Genomic DNA, 15113 nt, shown 5'->3' with positions numbered 1-15113 from the left:
GCCGAGGCGCGGCCGCCCGGAACGGTGGCCGCCGCGGCCGCGGCGAGCGCGACGGCCAGCAGGGCGCGGCGTGGTGTGGGTGCGGTCATCGGCGTGGCCCCCAGGGGTCGGTGCGGCGGTCGAAGGCTCCACCCTTCCAGTTCCCGCCCGCCGGGCGGCGAAGCCACGGCACCGTGTCGGGGTGACGCCAGACCGGGACGGACCAGGGACCTACTCTGGCCGAGTGGAGCCTCAGCAGTCACTTCAGTCACTCGCGCGTGAACTCGCCGCATTGCCCCCGTCGCTGGGCCCGGTCCGGCTGATCGCCGTCGACGGGCACGCCGGGTCCGGGAAGAGCACCTTCGCCGGACGGCTGGCCGAGGCGCTGGGCGGGGCACCCGTGCTGCACCTGGACGACGTGGCCACCCACGAGGAGCTCTTCGCGTGGCCGGATCGGCTGCGCGCGCAGGTACTGGAGCCGCTCGCCGCCGGGCGCCCGGCCCACTGGGCCCCGTACGACTGGGTGGAGCGCCGGTTCGGCCCCGAGCGGGTCCAGGAGCCGGTTCCGCTTCTGCTGATCGAGGGGGTCGGGGCCGGGCGGCGGGAGCTGCGCCCGCATCTGGCGCGACTGCTGTGGATGGAGACGCCGCGCGCGCAGTCCTGGGGGCGCGGGCGAAATCGGGACGGGCGTGAACTCTCCGACTTCTGGGACGGATGGGAGCGCGCGGAGCTCGCACACTTCGCGGATGATCCTTCGCGCCCCTTCGCCGACACTTTGGTACGCCAGAGTGGTACGGGATACGAGTGGACTTCCGGGACGGATGCGACCTCCGGAAGGGCCTCTTCCATTACGGAAGGTGACGAATTCCCCCGGGCCTGAGCCGCTCGGGGAGTCCGCCCGGGCGGGCCCGCATCGACTCGCTTGACCTGGGCCCCGCACCGGCCTTACGTTCTGAATGCGCGGTCTTTCCAGGCCGCAGCGGACACGAAGCCCCCGATTGTTCCCCCGTGATCGGGGGCTTCGTTCTGCCCCGGACCGGTTTTCCGCCGGCTCCGCGCGGGCCCGGCCACCCCGAAATCTTCACCCTGAGTCACCTCGCGCGCCCCTGGTGCGCCTCCGACCGGTGTCGGCCGCACCCTACGTATGGTGCTTGGCCGCAGGTACGATGCACCCCTGATTTCATCGGCGCAGTGGACAACTCGCGGGCGCGACGCGGGGGTTGCTGTGCACCACGGGGGCAGGCTTGTGGGGGATGTGATGGATTTCGGCACGCCGGGCACGCACGCCCCGGCCGAACTCGCCTGGCTGCGCGGGGTGGACGCCTGCACCATGGGCGCCTACCCGCAGGCCGAGGAGGAGTTCCGGGCGGCCGTACGACTGGATCCCTCGATGGCCGACGCATGGCTGGGCCTGCACGCGCTCCGGGTGGACACCACGAACGCCTTATTGCGCATGTACGCCCACCGCGACCGCTTCGGGGAGCAGCGGGCCCGCCACCGGCGGACACTGAACTCCTGGTACTGGCTGGGCTGGTGGGTACAGCCGGTACTGGAGAGCCGTCGGGACCTGCTGCTGGCGCACGCCTCGCACTGGCTGGACGGCCGGCACGTCCCCGAGCTGGACCAGGCGCTGGCCGCGCTGCCGCCGGTGGACACCGACGCGCAGGTGCGGTTCCTGCACGCCTGCCGCTCCTACCTGGTCAAGGACTGGGAGCAGCTGGTGCGGCACACCGAGCCGCTGGTGGACGATCCGCTGCTCGGCATCGAGGCGGGTCTGTTCGGCGGGATGGCCAGGGTCCGCCTGGAGATGTACGGGCAGGCCGAGCCGATGCTGTCGGCGGCGCTGATGCGGTGCCGCAGCGAGCAGCCGCAGCGCAAGGAGCTGCGGTACTGGCTGGCGCGGGCGCACGAGGGGACCGGGCGCAGCGCGGCGGCCCTGCCGCTGTACCGGGCGGTGCACCGGGTGGACCCTGCGTTCATGGACACGGCGGCCCGGCTGACGGCGATCGAGGACAGCGACTACGTCGACGGGGCCGACGGATACGCCGGATACGCCGCCTCCGGCTACGAGGGGTACGCGGGCCACGATCTCTCCCCCGTCGGCGGGGACTTCGCGGCGGTGGCCCTCGGCGGCGGTCCCGTCCAGGACATCGCGGCGGACGGGCAGGCGGAGCCGGACCCGCTGGTCTCACCGGATCCGGATCCGCGGTTCGGGGCTCCGGGCGGTCCGGGCGCGGGCCGGGTGGAGGGCGTACGCCGCAAGGTGGCGGTCCCGCCGCAGGCCTCGCCCGGAGGGCTGCCTGCAGGGCCGGCCGATCCGGCGCTGCTCGCCCAGGCGCTGGCGGAGCTGGAGCGGATGGTGGGGCTGGAGCCGGTGAAACGGCAGGTGAAGGCGCTCTCCGCACAGCTGCACATGGCCCGGCTGCGGGCCGGGCAGGGGCTGCCGGTGCAGCCGCCGAAGCGGCATTTCGTCTTCTCCGGGCCGTCGGGCACGGGCAAGACGACGGTGGCGCGGATCCTGGGCCGGGTCTTCTACGCACTCGGGCTGCTGGGCGGGGACCATCTGGTGGAGGCCCAGCGGGCCGACTTGGTGGGCGAGTTCCTCGGGCAGACCGCCGTGAAGGCGAACGAGCTGATCGATTCCGCGATCGGCGGGGTGCTGTTCGTGGACGAGGCGTACAGCCTCTCCAACACCGGGTACAGCAAGGGCGACGCGTACGGGGACGAGGCGCTCCAGGTGCTGCTGAAGCGGGCGGAGGACAACCGGGACCACCTGGTGGTGATCCTGGCCGGCTATCCGGCCGGGATGGACCGGCTGCTGGCCGCCAATCCGGGGCTGTCCTCGCGGTTCACGACCCGGGTGGACTTCCCGAGCTACCGGCCGCTGGAGCTGACCGCGATCGGCGGGGTACTGGCGGACGCCAACGGCGACTGCTGGGACGAGGAGGCCCTGGACGAGCTGCGCAGCATCAGCGGGCACGTGGTGGAGCAGGGCTGGATCGACGAGCTGGGCAACGGCCGCTTCCTGCGCACCCTGTACGAGAAGAGCTGCGCGTACCGGGACCTGCGCCTGGCCGGCTTCCCGGGCGAGCCCTCGCGGGACGACCTGGCGACGCTGCGGCTGCCGGACCTGATGCAGGCGTACGGGGAGGTCCTTTCGGGCCGCGGCCCCCAGGACCGGGACCGGCCGGAGCCGCCGCCGATGTAGCGCTGCCGCCCCGCAGAGCTCCTGCGGGGCGGCAGCGGCTCACACCACGGCTCACACCCCGGCGGGGCTGCTCTGCCGGGGGCCCGGGCGGCGGGCCGGGACGCGGTGCGCAGGATCGCGTACCTCGCCGACCAGCATCTCCAGGACGTCCTCCAGGGCGACCAGGCCCAGCACCCGGCCGGCCGGGTCGGCGACCTGGGCCAGATGGGTGGCGTCCCGGCGCATGACGCTGAGCGCGTCGTCCAGCGGGAGGGTGGCGGACAGCGTGGTCATCCGCCGCCAGACCCGCTGGGGCACGGCCCGCTCCCGGTCCTCCAGGTCCAGTACGTCCTTCACGTGCAAGTAGCCCATGAAGGCCCCGTTCTCGGAGCGGACCGGGAAGCGGGAGTAGCCGGTGCGGACCGTCAGCTGCTCGATCTGGCGCGGGGTGGCCGAGGGGCCGACCGTGACCAGCCGGTCCCGGGCGAGCAGCACGTCGGTGACCGGGCGGCTGCCCAGCTCCAGGGCGTCCTCCAGGCGCTCCTGCTCGCCCGGCTCCAGGAGCCCGGCCTGCCGGGAGTCCTCGACGAGCCGGCCGAGCTGGGCGCTGGTGTAGACGGCCTCGACCTCGTCCTTGGGCTCCACCTTGAACAGGCGGAGCACCAGGTGCGCGCAGGAGCCCAGCGCACTGGTGACCGGGCCGCACAGCCGGGCGAAGGCCACCAGGCCCGGGCTGAACCAGAGGGCGGTCTTCTCCGGCGCGGCCATGGCGAGGTTCTTGGGCACCATCTCGCCGATGACCAGGTGCAGGAAGACGACGGCGGCGAGCGCCACCGCGTAGCCCAGCGGGTGGATCACGCCCTGCGGGATGTGCGCCGCGTGGAACAGCGGCTCCAGCAGGCGGGCCACCGTCGGCTCGGCGACCGCGCCGAGGGTCAGGGAACAGACGGTGATGCCGAACTGGGCCGCCGCCATCATCCGCGGCAGGTTCTCCAGCCCGTACAGCACCTGGCGGGCCCGCTTGGACTCCTTGGCGAGCGGCTCGATCTGGCTGCGCCGTACGGAGACGAGCGCGAACTCGGCGCCGACGAAGAAACCATTGGCCAGGACCAGGAGCAGGGCGAACAGCAGTTGGAGGGCGTTCATCGGCCGGCGCCTTCCAGCTGGGCCGACTGGGCCGACTGCGGCGACCGGCCGTCCGGGGAGGCCTGCCGGCCGGGCCCGGTGCGTGCGGCGCCCGTGTCGATCCGGACGGTGGCGCGGGCGGCCTCGGGGGCGGTCCCGTGCGCGGCGGCGGGGACGCTGCCCAGCCTGACCAGCCGGACGCGTTCGGCGCGGTTGCGGCCGACCTGGCGGACGGACAGCTTCCAGCCGGGCAGTTCGGCGCGGTCCCCGGGGGCGGGGATCCGGCCCAGCAGGTCCGCGACGAGGCCGGCGACGGTCTCGTAGGGGCCTTCGGGCACGTCCAGGCCTATCCGGCGCAGGGTCTGTACCCGGCAGCTGCCGTCGGCCTCCCAGGAGGGGCGGCCGTCCTCGGCGGGTACCGCGGCCAGTTCGGGGCTCTCGTCCTCGGCGAGGTCGTGCTCGTCGCGGACCTCTCCGACGAGCTCCTCGACGATGTCCTCCAGGGTGACCACCCCGGCGGTGCCGCCGTACTCGTCGACGACGACAGCCATCGGCTGCTCGCTGCGGAGCCGTTCCAGCAGCGGCTGCACCGGCAGGGAGCCGGGCACCAGCAGCGGGGCCACGCAGATCCGGCTCACGGTGGTGCGGGCGCGCTCGGACTCGGGCACGGCGAGGGCGTCCTTGAGGTGGACGACCCCGGTGACCTCGTCGATGCGCTCCCGGTAGACCGGGAAGCGGGACAGCCCGGTGGCGCGGGTCAGGTTCAGCACGTCGGCCGCGGTGGCCGTGTGCTGGAGGGCGCTGACCTTCACCCGGGGGGTCATGACGTGCTGGGCCGTGAGCTCGCCCAGCGAGAGGGTCCGTACGAAGAGGTCGGCGGTGTCCTGTTCGAGGGCGCCGGCCTGGGCCGAATGACGGACCAGGGAGACCAGTTCGCCGGGGGTGCGGGCGGAGGCCATCTCCTCGGCCGGCTCGACGCCGAGCATCCGTACGAGACGGTTGGCGACGGCGTTGAGGCCGGCGATGACCGGCCGGAAGGCACGGGAGAAGACCTGCTGCGGGCCGGCCACGAAGCGGGCCACCTGCAGCGGCCGGGAGACCGCCCAGTTCTTCGGGACGAGCTCGCCGACGACCATCTGGACGGCGGAGGCGAGCAGCATGCCGATGAAGACGGCGACGCCGGAGACGGCCCCCGCGGGCAGGCCGGTGGCCGCGAGCGGCCCGGCCAGCAGTCCGGCGAGGGCCGGTTCGGCGAGCATGCCGACCACGAGGGAGGTGATGGTGATGCCGAGCTGGGTGCCGGAGAGCTGGAAGGACAGCTCCCGCAGGGCTTCGACCACCGTGCGGGCACGGCGGTCGCCGTCGGCTGCGGCGCGTTCGGCCTCGGGCCGTTCCACGGTGACGAGGCCGAACTCGGCCGCCACGAAGAAGCCGTTGGCGAGGATCAGGGCGAATGCCGCCACGAGCAGAAGTAGCGGGATGGTCATGCCGCCGCCTCCGTGGGGAGGGCGGCGCGGGTACTACCGGACGATCCGTCCATTGCTGGAGGGAGTCACTCCTCAAGTCGCAGGTGCCCGCGGGCCTCGGGGTCCCGGGGCCGGTGGGAGGGCGTACGGGTGCGCCCCGCCACCAGGGTAGTCACTGAGATCGCCGCCGCAATGGGACGCAGCGGTCGGCTGCGGCTCCGGTGCTTCGTCCGAGGGCCGCTCGAGGCCCGCTCAGGCCCTGTGCGAGGCCCGTTCCACGGCTGTTCGCCGTGTGTTCGGGCTTCCGCTGTCCGGGGTGTGCGGGTCGGGCGTCCGTGCGGCGGGCGCTCAGTGGTGGTGCGGCCCGGTTCCCCGGGCTTCGGCGAGCGCGCGCAGCGCGCGGGCGTCGCCGATGGCCTGCTGCTTGGCCACGCCGGGCTGGATGCCGAGCGCGGGCAGGCTCGTACCGTCGCTGAGGTCCAGGAACACCCACGGGTCGCCCGGGCGGAGGTTGACGCGCAGGATCTGCGCCCACTCCAGGCGGCGGGTGTTGGTCAGGTTCACGACGGTGACGCCCGCCTCGTCCGCGACCACCTTGGGGCGGCTGAGCAGGACGAGTACGGACGACAGCAGGACGGCGGTGAAGACGAAGCTGACCCGCTCCCCCGGGCCGAGGTTCTCCAGCAGCAGGGCGATCGCCGTGATGGTGGCGAACATGGCGAGCCCGACGCCCAGCAGGACGGCCCGGGTACGGGTCGGCCGGAAGGTGACCGGCAGGGTGGGCAGTGCGGGCTGGGCGGCGGACTCGGCCATGATGCGGGAGATGCCTTCGGGAGGGGGCGTACGGGTCGGAAGGACGTACGGGTCAGAGACGGCAGGCGTGGATCGAGGTGGTGAGGATCGCGCGCGCGCCGAGCTCGTACAGGTCGTCCATGATCCGCTGCGCCTCCTTGGCCGGGACCATCGCGCGGACGGCGACCCAGCCCTCGTTGTGCAGCGGGGAGATGGTCGGCGACTCCAGGCCCGGGGTGAGGGCGACGGCCCGCTCCAGGTGCTCGGCGCGGCAGTCGTAGTCCATCATCACGTAGCTGCGGGCCACGAGGACGCCCTGGAGGCGCCGCAGGAACTGCTGGGCCTGCGGGTTCTCGGCGTCGGCGCCGTTGCGGCGGATGACCACGGCCTCGGAGGTGAGGATCGGCTCGCCGATGACCTCCAGGCCGGCGTTGCGCAGGCTGGTGCCGGTCTCGACGACGTCCGCGATGACCTGGGCGACGCCGAGCTGGATGGCGGTCTCGACCGCGCCGTCCAGGTGCACGACGGAGGCGTCGATGCCCTGCTCGGCGAGGTGCTTGGCGACGATTCCCTCGTACGAGGTCGCGATCGTCATCCCGGTGAAGTCCTCGGGGCCCTTCGCGGTGCCGGGCTTGGTGGCGTAGCGGAAGGTCGAGCGGCCGAAGTTCAGCGGGAGGATCTCCTCCGCGCTGGCGCCGGAGTCGAGCAGCAGGTCACGGCCGGTGATGCCGATGTCGAGCTTGCCCGAGGCGACGTAGATCGCGATGTCCTTCGGGCGGAGGTAGAAGAACTCCACGCCGTTCTCGGGGTCGAGGACCACGAGCTCCTTGGACTCCTTGCGCTGGCGGTAGCCGGCCTCATGGAGCATCGCCGACGCCGCTCCGGAGAGTGAACCCTTGTTGGGGACGGCGATGCGCAGCATGGGGCTTCCTTCAGTGCGTGGATTGCGAAACGTGTGGGTGAGCGGCGGGCGGGGGACCCGCGGAACGGGCTGCGGCCTAGAGGTGCGCGTAGACGTCGTCGAGGGAGATCCCGCGCGCGACCATCATCACCTGGACGTGGTACAGCAGCTGGGAGATCTCCTCGGCGGCGGCTTCCTTGCCCTCGTACTCGGCGGCCATCCAGACCTCGGCGGCCTCCTCGACGATCTTCTTGCCGATCGCATGGACGCCCTTGCCGACGAGTTCGGCGGTGCGGGAGGAGCCGGGGTCGCCGGTGGCGGCCTTGAGCTGAAGCTCGCTGAAGAGCTCTTCGAAACTCTTGGAGGGTGTGTTCGCCATGATGGTCCTCAGAATACGGGGTCCCCCGCCACCACTCAGTGCCAGGGTTCGCTGACGGACCGCAGGGTCACAGCGGTCGAGACGGCGGCGATGACCGCTTCGTGTCCCTTGTCCTCGTTCGACCCCTCGAGCCCGGCGCGGTCCAGCGCCTGCTCGTCGTTGTCGCAGGTCAGCACGCCGAAGCCGACGGGGACTCCGGTGTCGATCGATACCTGCACCAGGCCTTGGGTGACGCCCTGGCAGACGTATTCGAAGTGCGGGGTGCCGCCGCGGATGACGACTCCGAGGGCGACGATGGCATTGTAGCCGCGGCCGGCCAGCACCTTCGCCGCGACCGGGAGCTCGAAGCTGCCCGGGACGCGGAGCAGGGTCGGCTCGTCGATGCCCAGTTCGTGCAGGGCGCGCAGCGCGCCGTCGACGAGCCCGTCCATGACCTTCTCGTGCCACTGGGCCGCGATGACGGCGACCCGGAGGTCTCCGCAGTTCCTGACACTCAGTTCGGGTGCGCCCTTGCCGCTCACAGCTGTGCTCCTCGGTTCTTCGTGGTTCGTGGTTCGTGGTGTGTGCTGCTGGTGGGGTGGTTCGTGCGTGCTTACTGGTTGCCGCAGGTGGTGGCGGTCACGGCCCGGTCCAGCCAGGGCAGGTCGTGGCCCATGCGGTCCCGCTTCGTGCGCAGGTACCGCAGATTGTGCTCCCCGGCCTCCGTGGGCATGGCCACCCGGTCGTTGACCGCGATGCCGTGCCGTACGAGGGCGGCGGACTTGTCGGGGTTGTTGGTCAGCAGCCGGACGCTCTTGACGCCGAGGTCGGCGAGGATCTGCGCGCCGGCGGCGTAGTCGCGTGCGTCGGCGGGCAGGCCGAGCTCCAGGTTGGCGTCCAGGGTGTCGCGGCCGCGCTCCTGCAGTTCGTACGCGCGCAGCTTGGACACCAGTCCGATGCCGCGGCCCTCGTGACCGCGCAGGTAGACGACCACGCCGCGGCCCTCTTCCTTGACGCGGGCCATGGAGGCGTGCAGCTGGGGGCCGCAGTCGCAGCGCAGGGAGTGGAAGATGTCGCCGGTCAGGCACTCGGAGTGGACCCTGACGACGACGTCCTCGCCGTCGCCGATCTCGCCGTGGACGAGGGCGACGTGCTCCACGCCGTCGACGGTGGAGCGGTAGCCGTACGCCGTGAAGTCGCCGTGGGCGGTCGGCAGCGCGACCGTGGCCTCCCGGCGCACCGTCGGCTCGGCGGAGCGGCGGTAGGCGATCAGGTCCTCGATGGAGATGATCGTCAGGCCGTGCTTGCGGGCGAAGGGGATCAGCTCGGGCAGGCGCAGCATGACGCCGTCCTCGCCGGCGATCTCCACGATCGCGCCGACGGGGCGCAGGCCGGCGAGGCGGGCGAGGTCGACGGCGGCCTCGGTGTGGCCGTTGCGGACCAGGACGCCGCCGGGCTTGGCGCGCAGCGGGAAGACGTGGCCGGGGCGGACGAAGTCCGAGGGCTCGGAGACCCCGTCGGCGAGCATCCGCAGGGTGGTCGAGCGGTCGGCGGCCGAGATGCCGGTGGTGACGCCGTGGGCGGCGCTCGCGTCGACGGAGACCGTGAAGGCGGTCTTCATCGACTCCGTGTTGTTCTGGACCATCTGGGGCAGCTCGAGCCGCTCCAGCTCCGGGCCCTCCATGGGGGCGCAGATCAGGCCGCGGCACTCGCTCATCATGAACGCGACGATCTCGGGGGTGGCCTTCTCGGCGGCGATGACGAGATCGCCCTCGTTCTCGCGGTCCTCGTCGTCGACGACGACCACCGGCCGGCCGGCCGCGATGTCGCGGATGGCCTGCTCGACGGGGTCGAGCCGGAAGACGGCGTCGAGGACGGCGTCGATGTCGGGCACGGGCTTGAGGGAGGTCATGCCGTTGCTCCTTCCAGGGCCGGGGCGGGGGTGGTGCGCGAACGCTGGTACCAGTCGTGGGCGCCCCAGAGGACGAGCGCGAAGTAGACGACGTAGACGAGGCCGGAGAAGGCCAGTCCGTTGGTGAAGGCGAGCGGGACGCCGACCAGGTCGACGAGGAGCCAGGCGAACCAGAACTCGACGAGGCCGCGGGCCTGGGCGACCATCGCGACGATCGTGCCGACGAAGATGTAGGCGTCGGCCCACGGGCTCCAGGACAGGTTCGGGAAGAGCGTGAAGAGGCCGCCGACGGCGAGGGTGCCCAGGGCCGCACCGGCGAGGAGCAGTCCGCGCTCCGTCCAGGTGGCGGTCCGCACCGCGAGGGTGCCGTCCTGGGCCTCTTGCCGGCCGCGCTGCCAGGCGCGCCAGCCCCAGGCGGCCACGCCGATGACGAGGAGCTGCTTGCCGACGCCGCCGGAGAGGTGGGCGGAGGCGTAGGCGGCTATGAGGATCAGGCCGGACAGGAGCTGGGCGGGCCAGGTCCATATCGAGCGGCGCCAGCCGAGTGCGAGGGCGGCCAGGCCCATCAGGTTGCCGATCATGTCGGACCAGATGACCTTCTGGCCGAAGACCGTGAAGGCCTCCGCGTTGAGCCAGGTCAGGGCGGTCACTGCTGATCCTCCTTGGCGGTCAGCGGGTCCACTCCGGCGGCGAGCAGGCGCTCGACGTACTTCGCGAGCACGTCGACCTCCAGGTTGACCGGGTCGCCGGCCTGCTTGAGGCCGAGGGTGGTCAGCGCGAGCGTGGTGGGGATGAGGCTGATGGTGAACCAGTGCGCGGCGGCCTCGACCACGGTGAGGCTGACGCCGTCCACCGTGATGGAGCCCTTCTCCACGACGTACCGGGACAGGTTCTGCGGGAGCGAGACCTTGACGATCTCCCAGTGCTCGGAGGGCGTCCTGGACAGGATCTCGCCGGTTCCGTCCACGTGCCCCTGGACCAGGTGTCCGCCGAGCCGTCCGCCGAGGGCCATCGGGCGCTCCAGGTTGACCCGGGAGCCCGTGTGGAGGGCGCCGAGGCTGGAGCGCTTGAGGGTCTCCTGCATGACGTCGGCGGTGAACTCGCCGTCGCCGGTCTCCACGACGGTCAGGCAGACGCCGTTGACGGCGATGGAGTCGCCGTGCTTGGCGCCGTCGGTGACGACGGGGCCGCGCAGGCGGAAGCGGGAGGCCTCCGAGAGCTGCTCGACGGCGGTGACCTCGCCCAGTTCTTCGACGATTCCGGTGAACACTCAGTGCTCCTTGGGGGCGGTGGGGGTGGGGACGGCTTCGGACACGGGTACGGCGGTGATGCGCAGATCGGTGCCGACGCGGACGGCCTCGGTGATGTCGAGGCGCACCGCGCGGGCGATGTTGGTGATGCCGGCGTCGGCGAGGGCGGCGGGGCCGGAGCCGAGGAGGGCCGGGGCGAGGTAGCCGATGACGCGGTCGACGGCTCCGGCTGCGAGGAAGGCGCCCGCGAGGGTGGGGCCGCCTTCCAGGAACACGGAGCGCACGCCGCGGCCGTACAGCTGCGCGAGCAGGTCGTGGACGGCGATGCGGCCCTCGTGCAGGGGCAGCCGGAGCAGGTCGACGCCGTCCGGCAGGTGCCGGGTGTCGGCGTCCTCGCCGACGACGAGCAGCGTGGGCGCGGCGTCGTCGAGGACGCGGGCGGTCGCCGGCAGGCCGGCGCGGGTGTCGAGGGCGACGCGCAGGGGCTGGGTGGCCCCTTCGACGCCCCGTACGGCCAGGTGCGGGTCGTCGGCGCGCAGGGTGCCGCCGCCCACGAGGACGGCGTCGGCCTCCGCGCGCAGGCGGTGGACGTCGGCGCGGGATTCCGGGCCGGTGATCCAGCGGCTGCTGCCGTCCGCCGCGGCGCTGCGGCCGTCGAGGGTGGCGGCGTACTTCCAGGTCACGTGCGGACGGCCCAGGCGTACGGAGGTGAGCCAGGCGGCGTTGCCGGCTGCGGCCTCGGCCTCCAGGAACCCGCCCTCGGCCTTGATCCCGGCGGCGCGCAGGGTGGCGGCGCCACCGCTGGCCTGCGGGTTCGGGTCGGGGACGGCATAGACCACGCGGGTGACGCCGGCCTCGGCGAGGGCCTGGGCGCAGGGTCCCGTACGACCGGTGTGGTTGCAGGGTTCGAGGGTGACGTACGCGGTGCCGCCGCGGGCGGCCCCGCCGGCGGCGCGCAGGGCGTGGACCTCGGCGTGCGGGCCGCCGGCCCGCTCGTGCCAGCCCTCGCCGACGACGGTGCCCGCGGCGTCGGTGATGACGCAGCCGACGACCGGGTTGGGGCTGGTGGAGCCGAGGCCGCGGGCGGCGAGCTCGATGGCGCGGCGCATGGCCCGCGCGTCGGCTGCGGCAACGGTCTCGGCCTCGCCGAAGGCGTCGTGCGGTGCGTGCGCGGCGTGGTTCGCCACCGGGTCCTCCTGCCTCTGTCGGGCACGGACTCCGGGGCCTGTCGGGATACGACAGATGAAGCGGTACAGCACACGCGGGGACGCCGAGGCCGAAAAAACGGTCCCTCCGGACGCATCCGCAGGGATACGCCGATGAACCGCCGACGGCGGCGTACCGGTCACTGGCCCGCCGCGCACTGCCTCCCATCCGGACTTTCACCGTCGGTCCAGGAATTTCACCTGGTCAACCGGCCGCTGGCTGCGGACGGGTCGCGGACTATACCGCCGGTTCGGAATTACACCGACCCCGGAGTGCGCTGCTTACTGGTACTGCTGCCAGTTTGCCACGGTCGATCGTCGGCCATGCGAGGGAAGCGCTGTGGCCTGGATCACAGGGGGCGCGCGGCGCGGGAGTCCGTCAGGTCGGACCGCTATTGGTCCAGACCTATTGACGGGGTGGTCTAGTCCTCTTAACGTTCCCTTCATCTTCCCCGGGAGACAGCCCGTCAGATGTGCGCACGTCACGGGCCAACACGCACCACTTCTCCGCCTGTTGTGTCCTTTGTGTCTGCCATCCTCCCCTCCCCAGGAGGCACCATGCCGTCCCCCACACGTATGAGAGCGATGCTCCTGGCATCCGGCGCGGCGATCGCCGGACTGCTGGTCGGCGGGCTCTCGGCGGGCGTCTCGCACGCCGCCGACAACGAGAGCTGTCGCCCCGACGGGCTGTACAAGACGGCCGGCGTCGACGTCCCCTACTGCTCGGTCTACGACTCCGAAGGCCGCGAGAAGATGGGCGCCGACCACCAGCGCCGCGTCATCGGATATTTCACCGGCTGGCGGACGGGCAAGGACGGCACCCCCGCCTACCTGGCCAACAACGTCCCGTGGTCCAAGGTCACCCACCTGAACTACGCCTTCGCCCACGTCGGCTCCGACAACAAGATCTCGGTCGGCGGCGACAACGCGAACAACGCCGCCACCGGGATGACCTGGCCGGGCGTGGCGGGCGCCGAGATGGACCCGGCCCTGCCGTACAAGGGCCACTTCAACCTGCTGAACAAATTCAAGAAGCAGTACCCGAACGTCAAGACGCTGATCTCGGTCGGCGGCTGGGCCGAGACCGGCGGCTACTTCGGCGACGACGGCAACCGCGTCGCCTCCGGGGGCTTCTACTCGATGGCCACCAACGCCGACGGCTCGGTGAACCAGGCCGGCATCGACACCTTCGCGGACTCCTCGGTCGATTTCATCCGCAAGTACGGTTTCAACGGCGTCGACATCGACTACGAATACCCGACCACCATGAAGGACGCGGGCAACCCGCTGGACTGGCAGCTCTCCAACGCCCGCCGGGCCGGCCTCGTCCAGGGCTACGCCGCTCTGATGAAGTCGCTGCGCGAGAAGCTCGACCGCGCGGGCGCCGCCGACGGCAAGCACTACCTGCTGTCCGTCGCCGCCCCCTCCTCCGGCTACCTGCTGCGCGGCATGGAGACGTTCCAGATGCAGAAGTACCTGGACTACGTCAACATCATGTCCTACGACCTGCACGGCGCCTGGAACGAGTACGTGGGCCCGAACGCCTCGCTCTTCGACGACGGCAAGGACGGCGAACTGGCCGCGGCCGGCGTCTACTCCACCTCCCAGTACGGCGGCATCGGCTACCTGAACTCCGACTGGGCCTACCACTACTTCCGCGGCTCCATGCCGGCCGGCCGCATCAACATGGGCCTGCCGTACTACACCCGCGGCTTCAAGAACGTGCAGGGCGGTACGGACGGCCTGTGGGGCAAGGCCCCCGCGACCACCTGCCCGGCCGGCGCGGGGCTGACCAAGTGCGGTGACGGTGCGGTCGGCATCGACAACCTGTGGCACGACCTGGACGCCAACGGGGTCGAGTCCCCGGCGGGCTCCAACCCGATGTGGCACGCCAAGAACCTGGAGAAGGGCGTCGTCGGCGACTACGTCACCACGTACGGCTTCCCCGCGAACACCACGCTGACCGGCACCTACGTCCGCAAGTACGACTCCGCGCTGGTGGCGCCGTGGCTGTGGAACGCCCAGAAGAAGGTCTTCCTGTCGACGGAGGACGAGCAGTCCGTCGCCGCCAAGGCCGACTACGTGGTGAACAAGGGCATCGGCGGCACCATGGTCTGGGAGCTGGCGGGCGACTACGGCTACAACACCGCCAAGGGCCAGTACGAGATGGGCGACACGCTCACCTCCCTGATGTACGAGAAGTTCAAGTCGGCCGCGCCCTACGGCGCGAAGAAGGCGGGCGCGACCGCCCTGCCGACCCAGGCCGTGGACATCAAGACGGAGTTCGGCGAGTTCAAGCTGGGCGACTCCAACTACCCGATCACCCCGAAGCTCAAGATCACCAACAACACCAAGGCCACGCTGCCCGGCGGCACGGAGTTCCAGTTCGACTACGGGACCTCGGCCCCGGACAACGCCTCCGACCAGTCCGGCTTCGGCACGAAGGTGATCAGCAGCGGCCACACCGGCACCAATGCCGGCGGGCTGAAGGGCGACTTCCAGCGGGTCTCGCTGAAGCTCCCGGCATGGCAGACGCTGGCCCCCGGCGCCTCGGTGGACCTGGCGTTCAACTACTACCTGCCGGTCTCCACGCCCTCCAACTGGACGGTGAACATCTCCGGCACCACCTACGCCCTCGCCGGGGACCTGGCGCGCGGCACGACGCTCGTCGAGCCGGGGGGCACGACGATCCCGCCGACGACTCCGCCCACGACCCCGCCGACCACTCCCCCGACGACGCCGCCGACCACCCCGCCGACGACCCCGCCGGGCGGAACCTGCACGAACCCGGCGTACGTGGCGGGCAGCGTGTACACGGGCGGACAGGTCGTCTCGCACAAGGGCCACAACTGGAAGGCCCAGTGGTGGACGCAGAACGAGGAGCCCGGCACCACCGGCGACTGGGGCGTCTGGAAGGACCAGGGCGCCTGCTGACACC

General features: G+C 71.8%; 13 protein-coding genes and 1 riboswitch. Of the genes, 3 read left to right on the top strand and 10 right to left on the bottom strand.

Annotation, left to right across the window (positions count from 1 at the left end; genetic code table 11):
• Positions 1 to 223: 223 nt before the first annotated feature.
• Positions 224 to 859, top strand: a complete 636-nt coding sequence (locus K7B10_RS32230) for a uridine kinase family protein (RefSeq protein WP_229341806.1) — start codon at positions 224 to 226, stop codon at positions 857 to 859.
• A 378-nt stretch (positions 860 to 1237) separates the two neighbouring features.
• Positions 1238 to 3187 carry an AAA family ATPase gene (locus K7B10_RS32225; RefSeq protein WP_229341803.1) on the top strand — a complete coding sequence of 650 codons (1950 nt, stop codon included), beginning with the start codon at positions 1238 to 1240 and terminating at the stop codon, positions 3185 to 3187.
• Positions 3188 to 3238: 51 nt separating this feature from the next.
• Here K7B10_RS32225 and K7B10_RS32220 read toward each other — a convergent pair whose 3' ends face one another.
• The 10 genes from K7B10_RS32220 to ribD all read right to left on the bottom strand — a co-directional run bounded on the left by K7B10_RS32220 (position 3239) and on the right by ribD (position 12079).
• Entirely contained in the window at positions 3239 to 4312 is a 1074-nt protein-coding gene (locus K7B10_RS32220; protein ID WP_229341793.1) for a hemolysin family protein, read from the bottom strand.
• Positions 4309 to 5778, bottom strand: coding sequence for a hemolysin family protein (locus K7B10_RS32215; RefSeq protein ID WP_229341783.1), 1470 nt, complete (start codon positions 5776 to 5778; stop codon positions 4309 to 4311). The genes K7B10_RS32220 and K7B10_RS32215 overlap by 4 nt, the downstream gene beginning before the upstream one ends.
• Positions 5779 to 6105: 327 nt before the next feature.
• Complete coding sequence (locus K7B10_RS32210; protein ID WP_229341781.1) at positions 6106 to 6570, bottom strand: PH domain-containing protein; 465 nt, start codon at positions 6568 to 6570, stop codon at positions 6106 to 6108.
• Between the two features lie 52 nt (positions 6571 to 6622).
• Positions 6623 to 7471, bottom strand: coding sequence for an ATP phosphoribosyltransferase (gene hisG, locus K7B10_RS32205; RefSeq protein ID WP_053693951.1), 849 nt, complete (start codon positions 7469 to 7471; stop codon positions 6623 to 6625).
• 76 nt (positions 7472 to 7547) lie between these two features.
• A complete protein-coding gene (locus K7B10_RS32200) occupies positions 7548 to 7829 on the bottom strand; it encodes a phosphoribosyl-ATP diphosphatase (protein ID WP_030871828.1) in 282 nt (93 codons plus the stop codon).
• Positions 7830 to 7864: 35 nt separating this feature from the next.
• Positions 7865 to 8350, bottom strand: coding sequence for a 6,7-dimethyl-8-ribityllumazine synthase (gene ribH / locus K7B10_RS32195; protein WP_030871826.1), 486 nt, complete (start codon positions 8348 to 8350; stop codon positions 7865 to 7867).
• A 71-nt stretch (positions 8351 to 8421) separates the two neighbouring features.
• A complete protein-coding gene (locus K7B10_RS32190) occupies positions 8422 to 9720 on the bottom strand; it encodes a bifunctional 3,4-dihydroxy-2-butanone-4-phosphate synthase/GTP cyclohydrolase II (RefSeq protein ID WP_229341778.1) in 1299 nt (432 codons plus the stop codon).
• Positions 9717 to 10370, bottom strand: a complete 654-nt coding sequence (locus tag K7B10_RS32185) for a nicotinamide mononucleotide transporter family protein (protein ID WP_229341776.1) — start codon at positions 10368 to 10370, stop codon at positions 9717 to 9719. Before K7B10_RS32185 ends, K7B10_RS32190 begins: the two co-directional genes overlap by 4 nt.
• On the bottom strand, positions 10367 to 10990 hold the full coding sequence (locus tag K7B10_RS32180; protein WP_229341774.1) for a riboflavin synthase: 624 nt from the start codon (positions 10988 to 10990) through the stop codon (positions 10367 to 10369). The genes K7B10_RS32185 and K7B10_RS32180 overlap by 4 nt, the downstream gene beginning before the upstream one ends.
• Complete coding sequence (gene ribD / locus K7B10_RS32175) at positions 10991 to 12079, bottom strand: bifunctional diaminohydroxyphosphoribosylaminopyrimidine deaminase/5-amino-6-(5-phosphoribosylamino)uracil reductase RibD (protein WP_229345567.1); 1089 nt, start codon at positions 12077 to 12079, stop codon at positions 10991 to 10993.
• A gap of 247 nt (positions 12080 to 12326) precedes the next feature.
• Positions 12327 to 12456, bottom strand: a riboswitch (FMN riboswitch).
• A 277-nt stretch (positions 12457 to 12733) separates the two neighbouring features.
• On the opposite strand from ribD, the gene K7B10_RS32170 reads away from it, so the two are divergent.
• Positions 12734 to 15109 carry a chitinase C-terminal domain-containing protein gene (locus K7B10_RS32170; protein ID WP_229341772.1) on the top strand — a complete coding sequence of 792 codons (2376 nt, stop codon included), beginning with the start codon at positions 12734 to 12736 and terminating at the stop codon, positions 15107 to 15109.
• The last annotated feature ends 4 nt before the right edge of the window (positions 15110 to 15113 follow it).

The sequence above is a fragment of the Streptomyces flavotricini genome (genome assembly GCF_020639365.1).
In the GTDB taxonomy this organism is placed as follows: domain Bacteria; phylum Actinomycetota; class Actinomycetes; order Streptomycetales; family Streptomycetaceae; genus Streptomyces; species Streptomyces flavotricini.
Note: the sequence above shows the minus strand (reverse complement) of the source record. Positions and strands in the feature narration are given on the sequence as shown.

Coding starts and splice junctions, on each gene's coding strand:
- K7B10_RS32225 (WP_229341803.1), top strand. CDS start 1,238: ATGGATTTCGGCACGCCGGGCACGCACGCCCCGGCCGAACTCGCCTGG.
- K7B10_RS32220 (WP_229341793.1), bottom strand. CDS start 4,312: ATGAACGCCCTCCAACTGCTGTTCGCCCTGCTCCTGGTCCTGGCCAAT.
- K7B10_RS32215 (WP_229341783.1), bottom strand. CDS start 5,778: ATGACCATCCCGCTACTTCTGCTCGTGGCGGCATTCGCCCTGATCCTC.
- K7B10_RS32210 (WP_229341781.1), bottom strand. CDS start 6,570: ATGGCCGAGTCCGCCGCCCAGCCCGCACTGCCCACCCTGCCGGTCACC.
- hisG (WP_053693951.1), bottom strand. CDS start 7,471: ATGCTGCGCATCGCCGTCCCCAACAAGGGTTCACTCTCCGGAGCGGCG.
- K7B10_RS32200 (WP_030871828.1), bottom strand. CDS start 7,829: ATGGCGAACACACCCTCCAAGAGTTTCGAAGAGCTCTTCAGCGAGCTT.
- K7B10_RS32190 (WP_229341778.1), bottom strand. CDS start 9,720: ATGACCTCCCTCAAGCCCGTGCCCGACATCGACGCCGTCCTCGACGCC.
- ribD (WP_229345567.1), bottom strand. CDS start 12,079: ATGCGCCGCGCCATCGAGCTCGCCGCCCGCGGCCTCGGCTCCACCAGC.
- K7B10_RS32170 (WP_229341772.1), top strand. CDS start 12,734: ATGCCGTCCCCCACACGTATGAGAGCGATGCTCCTGGCATCCGGCGCG.